The 19,668-nt window shown below is 47.2% G+C and carries 19 protein-coding genes and 1 pseudogene; all 20 read left to right on the top strand.

Annotated features, from left to right (window positions below):
• Positions 1-113 precede the first annotated feature (113 nt).
• The 20 genes and pseudogenes from aroK to CBP12_RS13070 all read left to right on the top strand — a co-directional run bounded on the left by aroK (position 114) and on the right by CBP12_RS13070 (position 19,657).
• The gene (gene aroK, locus CBP12_RS12985; RefSeq protein ID WP_086965067.1) at positions 114-632 is read left to right on the top strand and encodes a shikimate kinase AroK; all 519 of its coding nucleotides are present in this window, start codon (positions 114-116) and stop codon (positions 630-632) included.
• A gap of 13 nt (positions 633-645) precedes the next feature.
• Positions 646-1,725 (top strand): 3-dehydroquinate synthase, encoded by a 1,080-nt coding sequence (gene aroB, locus CBP12_RS12990; protein WP_086965069.1) that lies wholly within the window; start codon positions 646-648, stop codon positions 1,723-1,725.
• On the top strand, positions 1,722-2,285 hold the full coding sequence (locus CBP12_RS13795; protein ID WP_232455085.1) for an ATP-binding protein: 564 nt from the start codon (positions 1,722-1,724) through the stop codon (positions 2,283-2,285). Before aroB ends, CBP12_RS13795 begins: the two co-directional genes overlap by 4 nt.
• Positions 2,286-2,341: 56 nt before the next feature.
• Complete coding sequence (locus CBP12_RS13800) at positions 2,342-3,121, top strand: SPOR domain-containing protein (protein ID WP_232455086.1); 780 nt, start codon at positions 2,342-2,344, stop codon at positions 3,119-3,121.
• A gap of 61 nt (positions 3,122-3,182) precedes the next feature.
• Positions 3,183-4,013 (top strand): Dam family site-specific DNA-(adenine-N6)-methyltransferase, encoded by an 831-nt coding sequence (locus CBP12_RS13000; protein WP_086965072.1) that lies wholly within the window; start codon positions 3,183-3,185, stop codon positions 4,011-4,013.
• 114 nt (positions 4,014-4,127) lie between these two features.
• Positions 4,128-4,802, top strand: a complete 675-nt coding sequence (gene rpe, locus CBP12_RS13005) for a ribulose-phosphate 3-epimerase (RefSeq protein ID WP_086965074.1) — start codon at positions 4,128-4,130, stop codon at positions 4,800-4,802.
• Complete coding sequence (locus CBP12_RS13010) at positions 4,795-5,496, top strand: phosphoglycolate phosphatase (protein WP_086965076.1); 702 nt, start codon at positions 4,795-4,797, stop codon at positions 5,494-5,496. The genes rpe and CBP12_RS13010 overlap by 8 nt, the downstream gene beginning before the upstream one ends.
• A gap of 94 nt (positions 5,497-5,590) precedes the next feature.
• Positions 5,591-6,622 carry a tryptophan--tRNA ligase gene (gene trpS, locus CBP12_RS13015; RefSeq protein WP_086965078.1) on the top strand — a complete coding sequence of 344 codons (1,032 nt, stop codon included), beginning with the start codon at positions 5,591-5,593 and terminating at the stop codon, positions 6,620-6,622.
• Positions 6,623-6,679: 57 nt separating this feature from the next.
• The gene (locus CBP12_RS13020) at positions 6,680-6,892 is read left to right on the top strand and encodes a hypothetical protein (RefSeq protein ID WP_086965080.1); all 213 of its coding nucleotides are present in this window, start codon (positions 6,680-6,682) and stop codon (positions 6,890-6,892) included.
• A 258-nt stretch (positions 6,893-7,150) separates the two neighbouring features.
• On the top strand, positions 7,151-8,344 hold the full coding sequence (locus CBP12_RS13025; RefSeq protein ID WP_086965082.1) for a CehA/McbA family metallohydrolase domain-containing protein: 1,194 nt from the start codon (positions 7,151-7,153) through the stop codon (positions 8,342-8,344).
• A 267-nt stretch (positions 8,345-8,611) separates the two neighbouring features.
• Positions 8,612-9,076, top strand: coding sequence for a bacterioferritin (gene bfr / locus CBP12_RS13030; RefSeq protein ID WP_086965084.1), 465 nt, complete (start codon positions 8,612-8,614; stop codon positions 9,074-9,076).
• 12 nt (positions 9,077-9,088) lie between these two features.
• Entirely contained in the window at positions 9,089-9,556 is a 468-nt protein-coding gene (gene bfr / locus CBP12_RS13035) for a bacterioferritin (RefSeq protein ID WP_086965086.1), read from the top strand.
• A gap of 271 nt (positions 9,557-9,827) precedes the next feature.
• Positions 9,828-10,951, top strand: a pseudogene (locus CBP12_RS13040) (S-(hydroxymethyl)glutathione dehydrogenase/class III alcohol dehydrogenase).
• 49 nt (positions 10,952-11,000) lie between these two features.
• Positions 11,001-11,834 (top strand): S-formylglutathione hydrolase, encoded by an 834-nt coding sequence (gene fghA / locus CBP12_RS13045; protein ID WP_086965088.1) that lies wholly within the window; start codon positions 11,001-11,003, stop codon positions 11,832-11,834.
• Positions 11,835-12,119: 285 nt separating this feature from the next.
• Complete coding sequence (locus CBP12_RS13050) at positions 12,120-14,138, top strand: UvrD-helicase domain-containing protein (protein WP_086965594.1); 2,019 nt, start codon at positions 12,120-12,122, stop codon at positions 14,136-14,138.
• A gap of 165 nt (positions 14,139-14,303) precedes the next feature.
• The gene (locus CBP12_RS13055; protein WP_232455087.1) at positions 14,304-15,743 is read left to right on the top strand and encodes a sodium-dependent transporter; all 1,440 of its coding nucleotides are present in this window, start codon (positions 14,304-14,306) and stop codon (positions 15,741-15,743) included.
• Positions 15,744-15,930: 187 nt separating this feature from the next.
• Positions 15,931-17,337: a cytochrome ubiquinol oxidase subunit I gene (locus CBP12_RS13060; RefSeq protein WP_086965090.1), complete on the top strand. Its 1,407-nt coding sequence runs from the start codon at positions 15,931-15,933 to the stop codon at positions 17,335-17,337.
• Position 17,338: 1 nt separating this feature from the next.
• The gene (gene cydB / locus CBP12_RS13065; RefSeq protein ID WP_086965092.1) at positions 17,339-18,328 is read left to right on the top strand and encodes a cytochrome d ubiquinol oxidase subunit II; all 990 of its coding nucleotides are present in this window, start codon (positions 17,339-17,341) and stop codon (positions 18,326-18,328) included.
• Positions 18,312-18,449 (top strand): hypothetical protein, encoded by a 138-nt coding sequence (locus tag CBP12_RS13475; RefSeq protein WP_198341820.1) that lies wholly within the window; start codon positions 18,312-18,314, stop codon positions 18,447-18,449. Before cydB ends, CBP12_RS13475 begins: the two co-directional genes overlap by 17 nt.
• A 218-nt stretch (positions 18,450-18,667) precedes the next feature.
• Entirely contained in the window at positions 18,668-19,657 is a 990-nt protein-coding gene (locus tag CBP12_RS13070) for an META domain-containing protein (protein WP_086965095.1), read from the top strand.
• Positions 19,658-19,668: the final 11 nt, after the last annotated feature.

Consider the following 19,668-nt stretch of genomic DNA (forward strand, 5'->3'; position numbering starts at 1 on the left):
CGACCGGTTCAGTTGCGATAATCCGGCGTCCAATTTCAGAAAGTTAAGGTTAGGTCCATCGTCGACCCTGCGGTGTTCGTGGGGCGCATTTGTTTGTGAGAATTTCGTGTAACATGGCTGAGAAACGCAATATCTTCCTTGTAGGGCCTATGGGTGCGGGCAAGAGCACCATCGGTAAATACCTAGCGCAACAACTGCACATGGAGTTTTACGACTCCGATCATGAGATTGAGCGCCGCACCGGTGCCGATATCAGCTGGGTATTTGATGTAGAGGGCGAAGAAGGCTTTCGCGACCGTGAAGAAAAAGTCATCAATGACCTAAGTGAGTTACAAGGCATTGTGTTGGCAACAGGCGGTGGCTCAATAAAAAGCAAAGAAAGCCGCAATCGTTTATCAGCGCGCGGCATAGTTGTTTATTTAGAGACCCCAGTAGAAAAACAGCTGGCGCGCGTACAAAAAGATAAACGTCGTCCGTTATTGCAAACAGAAGAAGCCCCCGAAGATGTGCTCAAGCGATTAGCTGCAGAGCGTAATGAGCTGTATTTAGAAATTGCCGATTACGTGGTGCGCACCGACGAACAAGGTGCCAAGCTGGTCGCCAATCACATTGCCGAATTGATCGGCCTGTAAGGCCAGGAGATCCATGGAAAGGTTAACTGTAAGTTTGGGTGAGCGCAGCTACCCCATCCTCATCGCTGAACACTTGCTTATTCAAGGCGAGCAACTGCGCAGCGCCATCTCGGGTAGCAAAGTCATGGTGGTCACTAACGATGTCGTGGCTCCTTTGTATCTTGATACGCTGTTAACGTCCTTAGCGCCGTTACAGGTTGAAACGCTTATTTTGCCCGATGGCGAGCAGTTTAAAAGTGTGGAGACCTTTAACCAAGTCATGAGCACTTTGCTGGCGGGTAATCATGGTCGCGATACCACACTGATTGCCTTGGGCGGAGGCGTGATTGGCGACCTGACCGGTTTTTCTGCTGCTTGTTATCAGCGGGGCGTGCCTTTTATTCAGGTGCCCACCACCTTGTTGGCGCAGGTAGACTCTTCCGTGGGGGGGAAAACGGCAGTTAACCACCCGCTTGGGAAAAACATGATAGGTGCTTTCTATCAGCCCCAATTAGTATTGATAGACACGCTTTGCTTACAAACTCTGCCTGAGCGCGAGTTTGCTGCCGGTATGGCTGAGGTCATTAAATACGGCATTATTTGGGATGCCGATTTTTTTGCTTGGTTAGAGCAAAACATTGAGCGGTTACAACAGCTTGACCCTGAGGCGCTGAGCTATGCCATTCGCCGCTGCTGCGAGATTAAAGCAGATATGGTGGCCTGTGATGAGCGCGAGCATGGAGTGCGTGCCTTATTGAACCTAGGTCATACCTTTGGTCATGCCATAGAAGCTGAAATGGGGTATGGCAATTGGTTACATGGTGAAGCCGTGGCTGTGGGCACCCTGCAAGCCTGTTATACGGCGCGCCTGCGCGGTGACATGACGGAACAAGAAGTGGCGCGTGTGAGAGCACTCTTACTGGCCGCTAAGTTGCCCGTGGTGGGCCCAAGTTCGATGAGCCTTAGTCAGTATTTGCCGCATATGATGCGTGATAAAAAAGTATTAGCTGGCCAATTACGCTTAGTTTTGCCCCAAGGCATTGGTAAGGCACAGGTAGTGAGCGATGTCAGCGAGCAACAATTAGGCGTGGTGGTGTCGGAATCATTGGGGTGAGCCAAACCGTTAGTTTACCTTTCTCTTCTCAACAGCAGCTGCTGGCGCGGCTGCGCCATCTCTCTCGGCTTGAAACTGACTTTATCTTGCTAACGGGCCCAAAAGGGGCCGGTAAAAGCCATCTAGCACACCAATTACTCGAGCAAACTAGCTTGAGTTACCCAGTATTGTTAGATGCGAAAGCACTTGATAGTCATGAAAAATTTCGTGAAGCTTTATTAAGCCAGTGGTTTGCTGGCGCCATTTTTGATGCTCAAGATTCGCTTACCATTTCTATGACGCGCTTGTTAGCGAAAAGTTTACATAAACGTTTGCTGATAGTAGACAATGGCGCTTGGTTAACTGATATTCAATTACAAGAGCTAGTGGAGCTCTATGCAACGTTGCCAGCGGCGATCCGCCCCTTTATGGTATTGCTGGGCACACCCGAGTGGGCACAACAAGTCCGGGCGCAAATAGATGAATTATCACCCAGCCAAGTGCTTGAAGTTGAGGTGCCACCGTTAACGGCTAGCGATCTTGAGCAACTTTGGCACGCGTTAAAATTTCAGCCCCCCTAGATGCGGCTCGTGATATCCAGTATCCGGGTCAAGTCATCGATATGATGGAGCCACCAATGAAGATTAATGATTACCGCTACTTATTAGAACAAAAATCCGTTAAAGCATTGCTGACTATATTAATTGTGGTGGTGTTATTAATTGTGATTGTAAGTTTAACGCCAGGCACAGATAAGCCTGAGCAGCTGCCCGCCACGCCAGAGCAAGTAAATACTTTGCCTAACGCCGTGCCCAATCAGCCTGCGATAACGGCTGAGCCCAACTCTGAAACGCCAGCTAATACTGAAGACGTTGTGCAAGACTGGCCAGCGGTCGCCCTTCCAGAGTCGCCCACCATAGCTGCCACAGATACCCAAACCTTAGATGACAGTGATAAAGAGCGGGTGGTTATTGAAGATGATGTAGTGTCGCAACTTATGGAGCGAGAGTCAGACGCTTCTGCTGCTGTGCCCGCGCCACCCGCTCCCAAAGCACCTGCCCCCAGTAAAGAACACGCTCAGCCAGTCGCCCCTAAAGCGAGTCCAAAGGCTGCGACTGCTGCTCACTTAGGTAGTGTGGAAAACTTAAAGCAACGATCAGCCCAGCGTTATACTTTACAATTATTAGCGGGGCGTAATAAGGCCGTGTTAGAGGCGTTAGTTAGCCAGCATAAACTGGATCCGGCTTGGATTTACCCTCGTACCATAGATGGTCAGCCGTGGTTTATTTTGGTGCAAGGGGATTACGTTTCTGCCAAGCATGCAAGAGACGCCATTAAAGATTTCGCGCCAGAAATACAAGCCGCTAAGCCTTGGCCCAAGCCCTTTGGCCAAGTGCAAAAAGAAATCCAGCCCTAGTCATGAGAGGGGCTAATGGTTACAATGCGCGCCCTTTATTGGTTCGGTTTTAGTGGTAAAAATGACAAAGACGCGGGCGTTTTTAAAATGGGCTGGTGGCAAATACGGCCTAGTAGAGAATATTAATGCCCGCCTGCCTGAGGCTCGCCAATTAGTAGAGCCCTTTATGGGCGCAGGCTCCGTCTTTCTTAACTCAAATTTTGAGTCTTACTTACTGGCTGATATTAACGCCGATCTTATCCATCTGTATAACCTATTAAAAAGCCAACCTGATATTTTTATTCGAGAAGCGGCGCAGTTATTTGTACCGATGAATAATGATAAAAGCGCTTATTACGACTTTCGGATTGCTTTTAATCAAGAGCGCGATCAATTTCGCCGCGCATTATTATTTTTATATTTAAATCGCCACGGTTATAACGGTTTATGCCGCTATAACAAAAGTGGTGGTTTTAATGTGCCTTTTGGCGCCTATAAAAAACCGTATTTTCCCGAGCGAGAGTTGTGGTTTTTTGCCGAAAAAGCACAATTAGCCACTTTTGTGTGTAAAAGCTACGCAGAGATGTTTGCTAGTGCCAGCGCTGAGCAAGTTTTTTACTGCGATCCGCCTTATGCCCCTTTATCCAGCAGTGCCAGCTTTACTACCTATGCCGCAAATGGTTTTACGTTAGATGATCAAGCGATATTGGCGCGCTTGGCGCGGGAAACCGCGGCCCAAGGGGTGCCAGTATTAGTCAGCAATCACGACATCCCCTTAACTCGAGAGCTGTATCGCGGTGCTGATCTACAGGTGGTGTCGGTTAAGCGCACCATTAGTCGCCATGCTCATACCCGTAAACGAGTGGATGAACTGCTCGCCTTATTTACGCCCACAAATTCTGTGCAAACCTAAAAAGAACGCGCTTCTCAAACGCCATCTTCCCCGCCTGCGGGGTACGACAGAGCTTGGTGCTAACGCGTAATTTAAGATAGAATTAGGGCGTTTTTGTGTCTAAAGGGAACGCCCATGAGCGAATATCTGATTGCCCCCTCAATATTATCGGCTAACTTTGCCCGCCTAGGCGAAGAGGTCGATAATGTGCTGCAAGCGGGTGCCGATGTGGTGCACTTTGATGTGATGGACAATCACTATGTGCCTAATCTCACTATCGGGCCTATGGTCTGCCAAGCGCTGCGCGATCACGGCATTACGGCTCCCATAGATGTGCACTTAATGGTAAAACCCGTGGATGCCCTAGTCCCACAGTTTGCTAAGGCGGGCGCGTCTATTATCACCTTTCATCCTGAAGCCTCTGAGCACATAGATAGAACCTTAGGGCTTATTAAAGAGCACGGCTGCCAAGCAGGCTTAGTCTTTAACCCCGCCACTCCCTTAAGTTATTTAGATTATGTGCTAGATAAAGTGGACGTTATTTTACTGATGTCGGTCAATCCTGGTTTTGGCGGTCAGTCTTTTATTAGCGGGACGTTAGATAAGTTGCGCCAAGTTCGTCGTCTTATTGATGACAGTGGGCGCAATATTCGCTTAGAAATTGATGGTGGCGTAAAGGTTGATAATATTCGCGCCATTGCCGAAGCGGGCGCCGATATGTTTGTGGCAGGCTCGGCGATTTTTGGCCAAAGCGATTATAAAGCGGTGATTGCACAAATGCGCCGTGAGCTGGCACGCGTTAATGAATAAAGCTCGTTTACCTATTCACTTGGTGCAATTTGATCTAGATGGCACCTTGATCGACAGCCTGCCTCAGCTGTGGCAAGCGATTAATATCATGCGCTCGCAGCTAGGCTTTAGTGAGGTGTCGGCCCAGACAGTCCAATTATGGATTGGTAATGGCGCCGATATCTTAGTACAGCGCGCGCTCGCTGATGCTCAGCAAACGCCACCTAAAGCCAGCCTAATTAAAGAAGGGCGAGTATTATTTGCTGACGCTTACCAAAGTGTGGCACACCAAGAAATCCGTTTATTTCCCGGAGTAATAGAGACCTTAAACGCGCTAAAAGCCGCAGGGCTAACGCTTGCCTTAGTCACTAATAAGCCCTTTCGATTTGTACCCGATATTTTAGCGGCTACCCAGTTAGTACCGTTTTTTTCTCATGCTTTAGGCGGTGATAGTTTAGCGCAAAAAAAACCCGATCCCGCGCCTTTATTACATACCTGTCAGGCGCTTAATATTTTGCCCAGCCACAGCATTATGGTCGGCGACTCAGAAAACGATGTGTTGGCGGCTAAGGCGGCCGGCATGCAAGTTGCGGGTTTGACCTATGGCTATAACTACGGAAAATCTATCGCTACCAGCCAACCTGACTGGGTGCTAGATGATATTCGAGGCTTAATCGAGTTAGTGAAAAATCCGCACCCCTTAAATAAAAATTAGCGCAAGAGCCCATGTCGCTGCTGATTAGCTAGGTGGTTAAAGCGGCGCTAATGATTAACTCTTAATATTAAAAATGCTTACAAGGAATAGCTCAATGGTTGAACAGCAAGCACAGGCTTTTGCTAAACCCGTCGTTTTTAGTGGTGCCCAGCCTTCTGGCCAACTGACGATAGGTAATTATATGGGGGCACTTCGCCACTGGGTAAAGATGCAACAAGACTACGACTGCTTATATTGCATCGTGGATATGCATGCTATTACTGTGCGCCAAGACCCTAAAGCATTGCGCGCCGCTTGCTTAGATGCCGCCGCTCTCTATTTAGCAATTGGCCTTGATCCTGAGCAAAGTACTATTTTTATTCAATCTCATGTGCCAGAGCATGCTGAATTAGCTTGGGTATTAAATTGTTATACTCAATTTGGCGAGCTCTCGCGCATGACGCAATTTAAAGACAAGTCTAGCCGCCATGCGCAAAATATTAATGCCGGCTTATTTACTTATCCCGCGCTAATGGCTGCTGACATTTTACTTTATCAAACAAGCCAAGTGCCGGTGGGCGACGATCAAAAGCAGCATTTAGAGCTAGCACGCGATGTGGCCTTTCGTTTTAACCAACTCTACGGCGATATATTTAGGGTACCTGAGCCATTTATTGCCACCGATGGCGCCCGTATTATGAGCTTGCAAGAGCCGACCAAGAAAATGTCTAAGTCGGATGAAAATTTAAATAACTTTATCGGTTTGCTCGAAGCCCCGAAAGTGATTACTAAAAAGCTTAAACGCGCGGTAACCGACTCTGAAGAGCCGGCGGTGGTGCGATTTGATACCGCGACTAAGCCTGGGGTATCTAATTTGCTTACTTTAATGTCGGGTGCGACAGGACAAAGCATTAAAGAGTTAGAGCACCACTTTACGGGCAAGATGTATGGCCACTTAAAGACAGAAACAGCGGATGCGGTGTTAGGGATGCTCACGCCTATACAAGCGCGCTTTCATGAACTACGGTCAGATGAAGTCGCATTAGGTGAAATATTAGCGCGAGGCAGTGATAAAGCGCGTGCTAAAGCTGCGCGTACTTTGGAAAATGTATATGATGTATTAGGTTTCGTTCCCAGAAATCGCTAATGGTGAGGGGAGTAATTAGGCTCCCTTAACACTACCTATTTGGATCTATACCCTTTGATGACTGAAAACCCGCCTCTTGAGAGCGACTTAATCGATAAATTTTATTGGTTACGTAAGTTTCGCATGGCTAAAAATGAAAAGACCTTGGAGCTTATGGTCTCCAAGGCCATAGATGACTATTTCACTCAAGTGCCAGTCGTGGCTGCTATTTACTTAGCCGAGTGCCAGCGTGAGCGTGAACTAAGCCAAGGTCGCTTTTTGAGCCATTAAGCTCGCTCGCGCTAATAAGACCAAATGCCTTTGGCGTCTTATTGTGTCGTGCCTTGCTGTTAGCGATTTAAAAAGCAAAGCCAGATAAACAGCACTAGACTAAACTCGTTTTGGCTTAAATAAGCCCCCTGCTAACCAGTGATGCGCTAAATGCTAGCCTGGGCTTAGCCAAATATGAGACTGCACAAAACTTGAGTTCTGATTAATTCCTGTCAAAATTCTCACTTTATTATTGTTCCTTAATTCAAGGTTTTTACTATGCGCTTTTATAAAACAGGCCTCACTTTATTGGCCGCTATGGCGTTAACCGCTTGCTCTTCTAAGTCCAATGACATCGCCAGTAAAATTGATGTTAGCCATGGTCCCACTCATATAGTGGATGGGAATGCAAAAGGCGCAGATGACATTACTGTAACTACCCCTTATTTTGCTTTTGCGCTCTCGCAAGGCGCGCTAGTGGATCTCGCTATGGTAAAAGAAGGGGCGTACACCAAAGACTTAGTAAAGTCGGTGGACTTTGTCCCTGGCAGCGGTGATTTTAAATATCAAAACACCAAGATAGTTAAACAAACTGCGGATGAACTAGTTATAGAAGTGACCCGCAGTTGGAATAATCAAGAAGTAGTGAGTCGCTATGAGGTGAGCAAAGACTACCCAGGCGTAAAATTAACCACTACCTTACCCGATGCAGTTGACGACCCATTATTTGCTGGTTATCAGTTAGAGCGTAACCAAGCGATAGATAATAGTGATGTGGCCAATTATAACGACATGACGCGTATGGTGCGTAATCACTGGAGCTCTGCTCAGTTACAGAATAATTTAAATACCTTATATGAAACCGATGATCTGCGCCGCTCTTATAGTGGTAAAAATCGCGAGTTCAGCGCTTGGTTAAGTGCGGGCTCCTTAGGCAGCTTAGAAAGCGAGCAGCAGTTTTATACCAGCAGTAGCCCTCAAGCGGAACTGGGTCTGTTTGATTTAAAGCCCATCGATGGCAATTTTGAAAACTACCTCTCAGTGATGCGCCAACGTTGGGACAGAGGAGAGCGTGTTTATCTGAATGCCGGTCCTTTACTTAAAAATGCCAAGCAACACAGCGGAAAAGTATATGCCTATACGCCTAAAGGTCGTATTACAGCCGACTTCGCCCGCGCTGCTGCCCGAGGCCATAGCTTTGTCAGCTTTGGTCCCGAGGTGTATCCATTAACCACTAACTTTGGCGGTGAAGCTGAGCCGTTTAGTAAAACAGAAGTTGAGTTTCGCTCGGATCTTGGCCTAGCTAAAGCGGAAATTTGGTTAGATGGCGTACAAGTGGCCGGTTGGAAAATTAACGGCGCTAAGCTGTTTAGAACCGGCGTGCCGGTACCGCCTAACCGCACTTGGATGCAGTGGATTGTAGAAGACGTACAAGGCAATAAAGCTTATTCCAATCCTATTTGGGTGAAATAACTCAGTTTAGCCTTAAGCTGTGTGCTATAAGCACTAAGTTAACTCTTATAAAAAGCCGCGATTTTTCGCGGTTTTTTTATGCCAGCGTTTAAGCAAAAGACGTGTGACGTTAAGCGTTAAAAGAGTAAGCTAAAAGAGGTTTGCTAATTACATTCATTCTCATTGCGACTACGTTATCCAAGTAAAATCAAACACTTATCTAGGTGCTGGTTTGTAAACTACGCCATTAACGACTATGCTTAGCCAACAATTTAAGAGGAGGATATTATGAAAGGCGATAAAAAAGTCATTGAGTACCTAAATCAGGTATTGAGCATAGAGCTCACCTCCATTAATCAGTATTTTTTGCATGCCCGCATGTTTAAAAACTGGGGGTTGCACCAGCTTGATGAGCGCGAATATAAAAAGTCCATTAAAGACATGAAGCAGGCCGATAAGCTGATTGAGCGGATATTATTTCTAGAAGGCCTGCCTAATCTGCAGCACTTGAACCGGTTGCGTATTGGGGAAAATGCCCAAGAAATGCTGCACTGCGATCAACTGCAAGTGCAAGAGCAACTGGGAGTATTAAAAGAGGCTATCGCTTATTGCGAGTCCATCCAAGAATACGTATCGCGCGCGTTATTATGCGAAATTGAAGAATATGAAGAACAGCATTTAGACTGGATAGAGACCCAACTAGACTTAATTACTGCGGTTGGCCTTGAGAACTACCTGCAATCGCAAATGTAAGGGGAGATGAATATGAAAGGCAATGTCAAAATTATAGACGCGCTAAATGATTTATTAGCGGGTGAGCTAAGCTCAATGGATCAGTACTTTATTCACTCTCGTATGTATGAAGACTGGGGTTTTCAAAAGCTGTATGAGCGAATTGATCATGAGTTTGATGATGAAAAAGGTCATGCATCTTTGATTATCGAGCGTATTTTATTTTTAGGCGGCACGCCCAATATGGTGGCGCGCGCACCGCTGAATATCGGTAAAGATGTGCCCAGCATGCTGCAAAGTGATCTGGACTTAGAGCTCAAAGTTATTGTGGACTTGCGCAACGTCATGGCGCTATGTGAGCAAGAGCGAGACTATCAAACCCGAGATATGTTACAAGTGCTGTTAGATGACACCGAAAATGATCACACGCACTGGTTAGAGCAACAAGTGGGTCTGATTAATAAAGTGGGCTTACAGAACTACCTGCAATCGCAGATGTAAAAGCAGCAAACAACTAAAAATAAAAAACCGCAAAATGTGCGGTTTTTTTTACGACTAAATGACTTTGTTATAAACGCAGACGATTTTATTGTTACCATTCAGTAAAAATCATTTCCTTATTAGGCCATTGTTCCTTGAAAATGCTGTAATACAATGACAGCCACCAGCGTTACTGTGCTTAAGGAGCTAGGCTTCTTTAAGCTGCGATTAGTAGCCTACTACCTTCTTTGCTTATCCTTTTATTGTTATCGACTCATAACTGGAGTGAACTATGGACATGATTAAAACACGTGCCGCCGTTGCTTGGGCTGCAGGCCAACCACTGTCAATTGAAGAAGTGGATCTGATGCCCCCAAAAAAGGGGAAGTGTTAGTGCGTATCGTAGCGACGGGCGTTTGTCACACCGATGCTTTTACGTTATCCGGTGATGATCCAGAAGGTATTTTCCCAGCGATTTTAGGCCATGAAGGCGGTGGTATCGTAGAAGCCATTGGCGAGGGAGTCACTAGCCTAGCAGTCGGTGATCATGTGATCCCCTTATACACCGCCGAGTGCGGTGAATGTAAATTTTGTACTTCTGGTAAAACCAACCTTTGCCAAGCAGTACGCACTACCCAAGGCCAAGGTTTAATGCCAGATGGCACCACGCGCTTTTATAAAGACGGCCAGCCTATTTTTCATTATATGGGGTGTTCTACTTTTGCGGAGCGCACCGTCGTCCCTGAAATATCTTTAGCCAAAATTAATAAAGAAGCGCCACTTGAAAAAGTCTGTTTGCTTGGCTGTGGCGTGACCACAGGGCTAGGTGCAGTAAAACACACAGCTAAGGTACAAGCGGGCGATACTGTTGCGGTATTTGGCTTAGGCGGCATTGGCTTGGCAGTGATTATTGGTGCTGTGATGGCCAAAGCGAGCCGCATTATTGCTATCGACATTAATGAAGATAAATTTGAAGTGGCCAAACAACTGGGTGCTACAGACTGCATTAATCCCAATAACTTTGATAAACCGATACAAGAAGTCATCGTCGATATGACAGATGGTGGTGTCGATTTTTCTTTTGAGTGTATTGGTAACGTAAAAGTGATGCGCTCCGCCCTAGAAGCCTGTCATAAAGGCTGGGGTGAGTCGGTCATTATTGGGGTAGCAGGCGCGGGTCAAGAAATTTCTACCCGTCCTTTTCAGCTAGTGACGGGTCGCGTATGGCGCGGCTCTGCCTTTGGTGGCGTGAAAGGGCGTTCCCAGTTACCCGGTATTGTTGAGCAGTATTTAAATGGCGATTTTGAGCTGGATACTTTTATTACTCATACCATGGGCTTAGCAGATATTAACCATGCCTTTGAGCTTATGGAGCAGGGTAAGTCTATTCGCTCGGTTATCCACTACGATAAGTAACTGCCGAACTCAGCGCTTAGTGCTTTTCGTTATCTTTTAAGGAGCTCTTATGCAAATTGTGCAAGAACAAATTTGTTTTGGTGGTCGTCAAATTCGCTATCAGCACGACTCTAAAGTGCTTAATTGTAGCATGCAGTTTTCGGTGTTTTTGCCGCCCCAAGCTAAAGAGGGACCGGTGCCTGCGCTTTATTGGTTATCTGGTTTAACTTGTACCGATGAAAACTTCTCTAGCAAAGCCGGTGCCCAGCGCGTGGCTGCTGAGTTAGGGTTAGCGCTGATTATTCCTGATACTAGCCCCAGAGGCGAGGGCGTAGCTGATGATGAACAAGGCGCCTACGATCTAGGCTTGGGGGCAGGCTTTTACGTCAATGCCACTCAAGCGCCTTGGCATCAACACTACCAAATGTATGATTATGTCTTGCATGAGCTACCCAACTTGGTCGAAGCGCAGCTGCCGCTCACTGATAAGCGCGCCATTAGTGGTCATTCTATGGGCGGCCACGGCGCACTGGTGTTGGCGCTAAGAAATCCCGAGCGCTTTGTGTCGATATCGGCCTTTGCGCCCATTAGCAATCCCAGTGATTGCCCTTGGGGACATAAAGCGTTAGGCGCTTATTTAGGCTCAGATCGCCAAATGTGGGCGCATTATGACGCCAGCTTACTGTTAATGAGTAAAGGCTGCTCGCTCCCCATCTTAGTGGATCAAGGCGCTGCTGATAACTTCTTAACAGAACAGCTTAAACCTCATGCGCTTGAACAAGCGGCTCAGCAAGCCCAGGCGCAATTGACCTTACGTATGCAGCCTGGCTACGATCATAGCTATTACTTTATCGCTAGTTTTATTGAAGATCATCTACGCTTTCATGCGGCGCATTTACGCTAAGCCTACGTTTTATAATTTTAAAGCCGCACTTGCGGCTTTTTTTATGCCTATTAAGTAATAACATGCACTACTACTTAAAAATCTCTCAACTTAAAAGACGATAGGTCTGCAGGTAGGTTTTTTATTTATTAAGCACACGCTTACCTGTTAATAACAGCAAACGCATAACCCCTTAATTCTGATATATTAGCGCATAAATAATGCTTAGCTTGGTTCGTAAATAATCTGGATGCAGCGGGTGTTACTTAAATTAATATGCCTATCAAAGGCAGTGTTGAGGCTTTTATGCAGATGTTTCGGGCGCACTGGTTGGCCCCTTGGTTTAATCATCCTTTCTTAGGTTGTGAGATAACACCAGATGGACTGTTGCTGCATCTTAAAAAAGAACGCCACTCCTTAGCCTGGGCTAAGCTGACTGCGCCTGCTCGTTTAGCTCAAGGGCGCAGATTATATCGAGTGCGCTTATATTGTGCTCAAGGGGAGATAGAGCTAGGTTGGTTGCCAGAGGCCACGGCGCATGCCTTGCATAGCGCACTCAACTTAGCTTGGTTTCGTTTTCAAGCCACCCGCGTGCTACCTTTAGCCGAGTCCTGTTTAGCTATTTTAGAGCGAGGATATTTACGCCACTCTCGTTGGCAGCACTTACAAGCCGAGACTAAAAAATTAGCTCATCTTAATTGGTCCAATTTAACGCTGCCTAAAGGGCTCAGTGATCGAGAAGCGGCCGCGTTTGAGCTTATGGCCAGTTTAAGCCGTGCCGATGAAGATTGGCGTGAGCAATGCTGTAGCGATTATTGTCAGCAAATGCTGAATGATTATGCCGACTTATTTAATAGCCTTGAAGCCCACCCATTAACGCAGGCCCAGCGCCTCGCCTGTGTCATAGATGAAGACCATAACCTAGTCCTCGCCGGTGCGGGCTGTGGTAAAACCAGTGTGATGATGGCGCGCGCTGCTTTTTTAGTAGCGTCAAACCAAGCGGATCCCCAAGAGCTGTTGTTACTGGCATTTGGTAACGAGGCCGCCAATGAAATGACTCAGCGCTTAGCCCACTGTGTCTACACCCAAGAGGTGCAAGCCAGTACTTTTCACGCTCTAGGCTTAATGATACTACGTCAAGTCCAGGATCAGGCGCCCATACTTAGCCCTCTTGCGCAACAAGAGCGCAGCCGCTTACAAGCGATGGCTGGGTGGCTGGCCCAACTGTGTGCAGAAGATGCAGATTATAAACAAGGCTTAGATACTTGGTTGCGCCAACACCGCTTTCAAGTTCTGCCCCAACCTGATTACCTACGTGTGGCCAGAGAGTGGGCGCCAATAGTGGCCGCACTTAAGCTCAATGGTGAGCCAGATGCTGATGACTTAACGCCTGAGCTTAACGCGCAGCTGCAATTAGTGCTGCCACTGTTACATCGTTATCAACAAACCTTGGCTGAACAAGAGCACATAGATTTTGACGACATGATAGAGCAGGCCACAGAACTAGTGCGCCAAGGGCGATTTTCGCCGCCATGGCGTTATATCTTAGTGGATGAATTTCAAGATATATCGCCTCCGCGCGCCGCACTGTTACAAGCGCTGCGTGATGCTGCCCACGAGCTCTCCTTATTTTGTGTCGGCGATGATTGGCAAGCTATCTATCGTTTTAGCGGCGCCGATGTAGGCTTAACGCTTAATTTTGCCGAGCACTTTGGTGCCACACGCGTGACCAAATTGGATAAAACGTTTCGCTTTAATAATCAAATTGAGCAAGTAGCCAGTCGCTTTGTCCAGCAAAATCCCGAACAACTCCCAAAAACACTGAATACTCATCATAAAAGCGCCTCGCCAAACGTGCATGTGCTACCCGTTGCGCCAAACAGCCAAATAGATGCTATTAGCCGTCTGCTCGCACAAATAGCAGGTGAAGGAGAGGCAGCGTCTTGTTATCTGTTAGCGCGGTTTCGGTTTACTCTGCCCGACGAGGCACAACTGAGTGCATGGCGAAAGCGCTTTCCCAACCTGGCGCTGCACACGCAAACACTACATGGTGCAAAAGGCAAAGAAGCCGATCATGTCATTTTACTCGGCTTAAGCCGGGGAAAATATGGGTTTCCACCTGAGCAAAATACCACGGCTCTGTTAGATAGCTTACTGGCCAGCGCAGAAACTTTTCCTTATGCAGAAGAGCGGCGCTTGTTATATGTAGGCTTAACCCGGGCGCGCCAACAAGTGTTTTTATTGGCAGATCAGCAAATTCCTTCCTCGTTTATAAAAGAGCTCACCGGAGGCGGCTACCCAGGGGTAAGTAAATGGGCGCGCTAAGCGGCTTAAATTTTCCTATCGGCGCCGTTAATGGCAAAATAGCCGTTCATGCTGTCAGCTGGCTTTTTTGCCGAGCAATCGCTGACTTTTTTAATTCGTGGCCTTTAAACTGCGAACTTTTCGAGCGTATTTACGCTTAGCTCAGTAACAGGAGTGGCTACGTCCGTGCCTAACCATCAGCAATTAGCGTCAACGTCATCTGCGGGTATGCCTACCACTTTATGGTCAAGCCGTTTTGTATTTATTATGGCGGCCGTGGGCTCGGCGGTGGGCTTGGGCAATATTTGGAAGTTTCCTTATATTACCGGTGAAAATGGCGGCGGTGCTTTTGTCTTAGTGTATTTAGCCTGTATTGCCATTATTGGCTTACCCTTGATGATGTCAGAAGTTATGTTGGGGCGGCGTGGCCGAAAAAGCCCAATTGGCACCATGGCCGCGGTAGCAAATGATGAAGGGCGTAGTAAACAGTGGGTGGGGGTGGGTATTATGGCGACGCTGGCCGCCTTTATCATTTTGTCATTTTATAGTGTGATTGCCGGCTGGACCATGCCCTATATTCTCTCGGCGCTAAAGGGAGAATTTAGTGACATTAGTGCCGATAACTCAGGCGCTCTGTTTGGTCAGCTGCTAGCCTCACCTGGCCAGTTATTAGTTTGGCACTCTGCTTTTATGGTGATGACGGTATTAGTATCGGCAGGTGGCGTACGCCATGGCCTAGAGCGCGCCGTTACTAAGTTAATGCCGGCTTTATTTGTGCTGTTATTGATCTTGGTGGGCTATGCCAGCACGACCGGACATTTTGCACAGACCTTAACTTTTTTATTTAAGCCTGACTTTACGGCGCTCACCGCTGAGGGGGTATTAACCGCCTTAGGCCATGCCTTTTTCACTTTGAGCTTAGCCAGTGGCGCCATGATGGCCTATGGCGCTTACTTACCGCAACACGTCTCTATTGCGCGCACAGCAGTGGTGGTCGCCATCATGGACACAGGCGTGGCGTTATTAGCCGGCTTGGCTATTTTCCCGATTGTGTTTGCTAATGGCTTAGCCGCCGGCGAAGGGCCGGGTCTTATCTTTGTGACACTGCCGGTTGCCTTTGGCCAAATGCCTGGCGGTGGCTTTTTTGCGACTTTATTTTTTGTGTTACTGCTGTTTGCCGCTTGGACCTCCTCCATCTCTATGTTGGAGTCTTTGGTTAGCTACTTAAATGAAAAAGGTATTAGCCGAGTTAAGGCCGCCATCGGTGGCGGTATTGCGGCGTGGTTGCTCGGTATCACCACCGTTCTATCTCTTAATGTGTGGAGTGAGGTTACGCCGCTGGCCATGTTTTCGCGTTTTGAAAGTAAAACGCTATTCGACCTTTATGATTATTTAACTGCCAATATTATGATGCCGCTCGGCGCCTTGTTCATCGCTTTATTTGTCGGTTGGAAAATGCAAGCAACCCATTCTCGTACCGAGCTAGGCGCTTGGCATAAGGTGTGGTTCCCGATTGTGCGCTATCTTACTCCTCTCGCTTTATTAACCGTGTTTGCCTTTAATATTTGGGGTTTAGCGGGGCTAGAAGCCGCTTGGCACTGGTTAACAGCCAGCGGGCAGGGGTGATTTAGGGGCGTTTAGTTAGCACGCAATCGAGCAAACACTCAGAGAACTATTGTTAACACCCTTTATTTAGGTGTAATTTAAAAGGCCGTTTATTGTTCTACTCTTAACTAACTATGACGAGATTAACTCGCTATCCTGAGTCAGTCACCCCCGCAGGTGAGTGCTGTCCCACCCCCAAGGAGACATTATGGACTTAGATGCCGCTATGTTGTCGCGGATCCAATTCGCTTTTACCATCAGTTTCCACATTATATTTCCAGCCATTACCATAGGGTTAGCCACGGCCATCGCTATTTGGGAAGGTTTGTGGCTTAAAACACGAAATCCGGTTTACTTTCAACTCGCCAAATTTTGGATCAAACCCTTTGCCATCACCTTTGGTATGGGGGTGGTCAGTGGCATTGTCTTATCTTACGAATTTGGCACTAACTTTTCTAAATTCTCTGAGCTAGTAGGGCCAGTTCTAGGGCCGTTATTGGCTTATGAAGTGCTGACCGCCTTTTTCTTAGAAGCCGGCTTTCTGGGTATTATGCTGTTTGGCTGGCAGCGAGTAGGAGAAAAACTGCATTACTTCGCCACTTGTGTGGTGGCCATCGGCACTTGGATATCGTCATTTTGGATTATTGCCGCTAACTCTTGGATGCAAACGCCTGCTGGGCACAAAATCGTTGATGGTCGCTTTGAAGTGGATAGCTGGTTTGAGGTGATTTTTAACCCCTCTATGCCTTATCGTCTTAGCCATATGCTGCTGGCGGCCATGCTGACTGCGACCTTTTTAATTGGTGGCGTAAGTGCTTGGTATCTTCGCAAAGGGCGCGATACTGAATTTGCTAAAAAAGGTCTGTCTATGGCTTTATGGGCCGCACTGATATTGGCGCCTTTGCAGTTAGTCGTGGGTGATTTTCATGGTATTAACGTTAAAGAGCACCAGCCGGTGAAAGTGGCGGCCATGGAAGGTATTTGGCCAGAAACAGAAGCCAGTGTGCCGTTATTACTGTTTGCGCTGCCCGATATGGAGCAAGAAAAAAACCACTTTGAAATTAAAGTACCCAAGGTGGCTTCTTTAATCTTAACCCACTCCCTAGACGGCGAAGTGCAAGGCTTAAAGTCAGTTGCAGCTGAAGACAGGCCTTATGCGCCATTAGTATTCTTTTCGTTTCGGGTGATGGTGGGCTTAGGTGTATTAATGATAGTGGCCGCGCTGTGGGGATTATGGCTGCGTCGGCGCCAGCCCCAATTTAATAATAAAGTCTTTTTATTGTTAATGAATATGATGATCCCCGCTGGGGTGATTTGTACCTTAGCCGGATGGTGGGTGGCCGAAGTGGGGCGCCAACCTTGGTTAGTTCATGGGCTAGTGCGTACCATGGAAGTGGTCACTCCTTTGCCTGCCGAGCGGGTGATGTTTTCACTGACGTTGTTTGTGCTCACTTACAGTGCCTTATTAGTGGTTTATTTATATTTTATGGCCAAGTTAGTACGAAAAGGCCCCCCCAATTTAGCGCGTTTAGAACAACACATGATGGATGTAAATGCGCCTAGCTTCGCACTGGAGTGGGTGAAAAAACTACAGCATGAAGTGGTGGAGGATTAATATGGACTTGGCGCTGTTTTATTATTTATTACTGGGCTTTGCCGTTCTCATTTATGTGGTACTGGATGGCTTTGATTTAGGCTTAGGTATCTTATATCCCTGGTTTAAAAGCCAAAATGAACGTGACCACATGATGCGCTCTATCTCTCATGTGTGGGATGGTAATGAGACATGGTTAGTATTTGGCGGGGTAGTGTTATTTGCAGCTTTTCCCGCCGCCTACGCGGGCATACTGTCGACTATGTATATCCCCATTTTTTTAATGCTGATAGGGCTTATCTTTCGCGGCGTGGCCTTTGAGTATCGCTTTAAATCTAAGCGCTCTAAACCGCTATGGGACAAAGCGTTTTTCTTAGGCTCAGCGGTAGCCACTTTTTGCCAAGGCACCATTTTGGGCGCTGTGGTACAGGGTGTTGAGGCCGGCGAACAAGGTGCATTGGACTGGCTCTCTCCCTTTAGTATTTTTACCGGTATCTCGCTGATGGTGGCGTATGCACTCTTAGCTTGTTGTTATTTAGTGATGAAAAGCCGCGGTAAAATCGTGGCGCGCTCCGCTCATTTAGGGCGCAAGCTAGTGGTGGCCTTGATGGTGATTTTGGTGATTGTCAGCCTATGGACCTTAATCGCCAATGAAGAAGTGCGCGCTCGCTGGTTAGATGGCATGAACTTTTTCTATCTGCTGCCACTGCCACTATTAAGTGCGTTATTTGGTTGGCTACTATATCGAGACTTAGACGGCGAACCCCATGAAACGCGTCCTTTTTGGTTTGCAGTGGGCCTGTTTATTATGGGCTTTGCGGGATTAGTGGTGGGTTTATTCCCCTTTCTTATTCCCCATCAGCTCACCTTATGGCAAGCCAGTGCGCCGGACTCCAGTTTAGTGTTTTTATTACCGGGCATCTTTATCTTCTTGCCCTTAATTGGCGGTTATACTTTATGGGGCTATCGGATCTTCTCCGGTAAGGTAGAAGATTTTGAAGAAGGATATTAAGTCTCCTCGCGCTAAAAAAAATGCTAAAAGCTGGTTATGGTTTGCTCTGCTTTATATAGCAGGAGTGGTGGCGCTCACTGTGATTGGCGCACTCCTTAAAGGGCTGTTATTAGCGCTATAAATGCTTAACTAAAAAAGACCTCTCTGAGGTCTTTTTTATTGGCTTATCCATAATCGAAAGGCGCTGGCAGTTAATGTCGCATCAATAGCCTTTGCTCAGTGTTGTTAGCGAGTTTTTACTTTATATCGCGTACATTATAAAAAATGGAGCAGATAACCAAGACTTTGTGGTTGAACTCTTATGGCTGAGGATTTAGCGCTAACCTAATTGAGGTAATAATGAAATCATTCACATCTTTCGCATGGCTGTCTGCAGCGGCGGTTACCGTTATTAGTGGTTGTGCAGACCCTAATGCTGCTAGCGAGCAACATCAGCTTACGGGTAGTTTGTCTTATTTATCTCGTATTGCACTGGCACCTGAAAGTGTGGCCCAGGTGCGTATTAAAGACACCAGTGTGGCTAACGGTAAGGTAATTGCCGAGCAAAAAATAGACCTAGATAAGCAACAGTTACCCATTCCTTTTACGCTTGAATTAAAAAATCATAAGTTAGATGCGGGCACTTATAGCTTAAGCGCGCTGATTAAAGAACAAGGCCAAGTGACGTGGCGCAGCTCGCCCATCGGGGTTACGGGAAAGCCCAGTGATATCGCCCTCGGTAACCTAGAGTTGCATCAAGTGCATGAAGGCGAATTTAATGGCTTAATGCAATGTGGCGAGCAACGTATTCATTTAGCCTTTAGTGAGGAGCACCTAGATTTGCGGGTAGGCGAGCAGCGCTTCAACTTAGAGCAAGTGAGAGCCGCGTCTGGCGCTCGTTACCAAGCCAGCGATGATGCTAATACTGAGCTTTGGAATAAAGGCGCTAATGCGCAACTGAAGATAAAAGGTAACGCCTATCCAGAGTGCGTCTCCACAACGCAAGCGCTGTTACAAGGCGGTGAGTGGCAAGTCGTAGACCTTAATGGCGAAGACATGCGGGTGCCCAGTGAGGCCGAGCAAGTAGGCGAGGGCACACTTAATTTTAGTGATGATGGCCGAGTATTTGGCCAAGCCTTTTGTAATAACCTCACTGGTAGCTATCAGCTAACAGGAGATAAGCTAAGTACTTCCCAGTTGGCGGGGACTATGATGCTGTGCGCCGATGCTCAAATGCAAAGTGAACGCACTATGTTAGAGATACTGGGGCAAGCACAGCGCATTGAGTTTAGCGACAGTGGTGAGCTGATTATCTTTGCTAAGGATGGTCGCACTATCACGGCTAAATAAGTACGACTAAA

Origin of the sequence: Oceanisphaera avium, assembly GCF_002157875.1 — a bacterium.
In the GTDB taxonomy this organism is placed as follows: domain Bacteria; phylum Pseudomonadota; class Gammaproteobacteria; order Enterobacterales; family Aeromonadaceae; genus Oceanimonas; species Oceanimonas avium.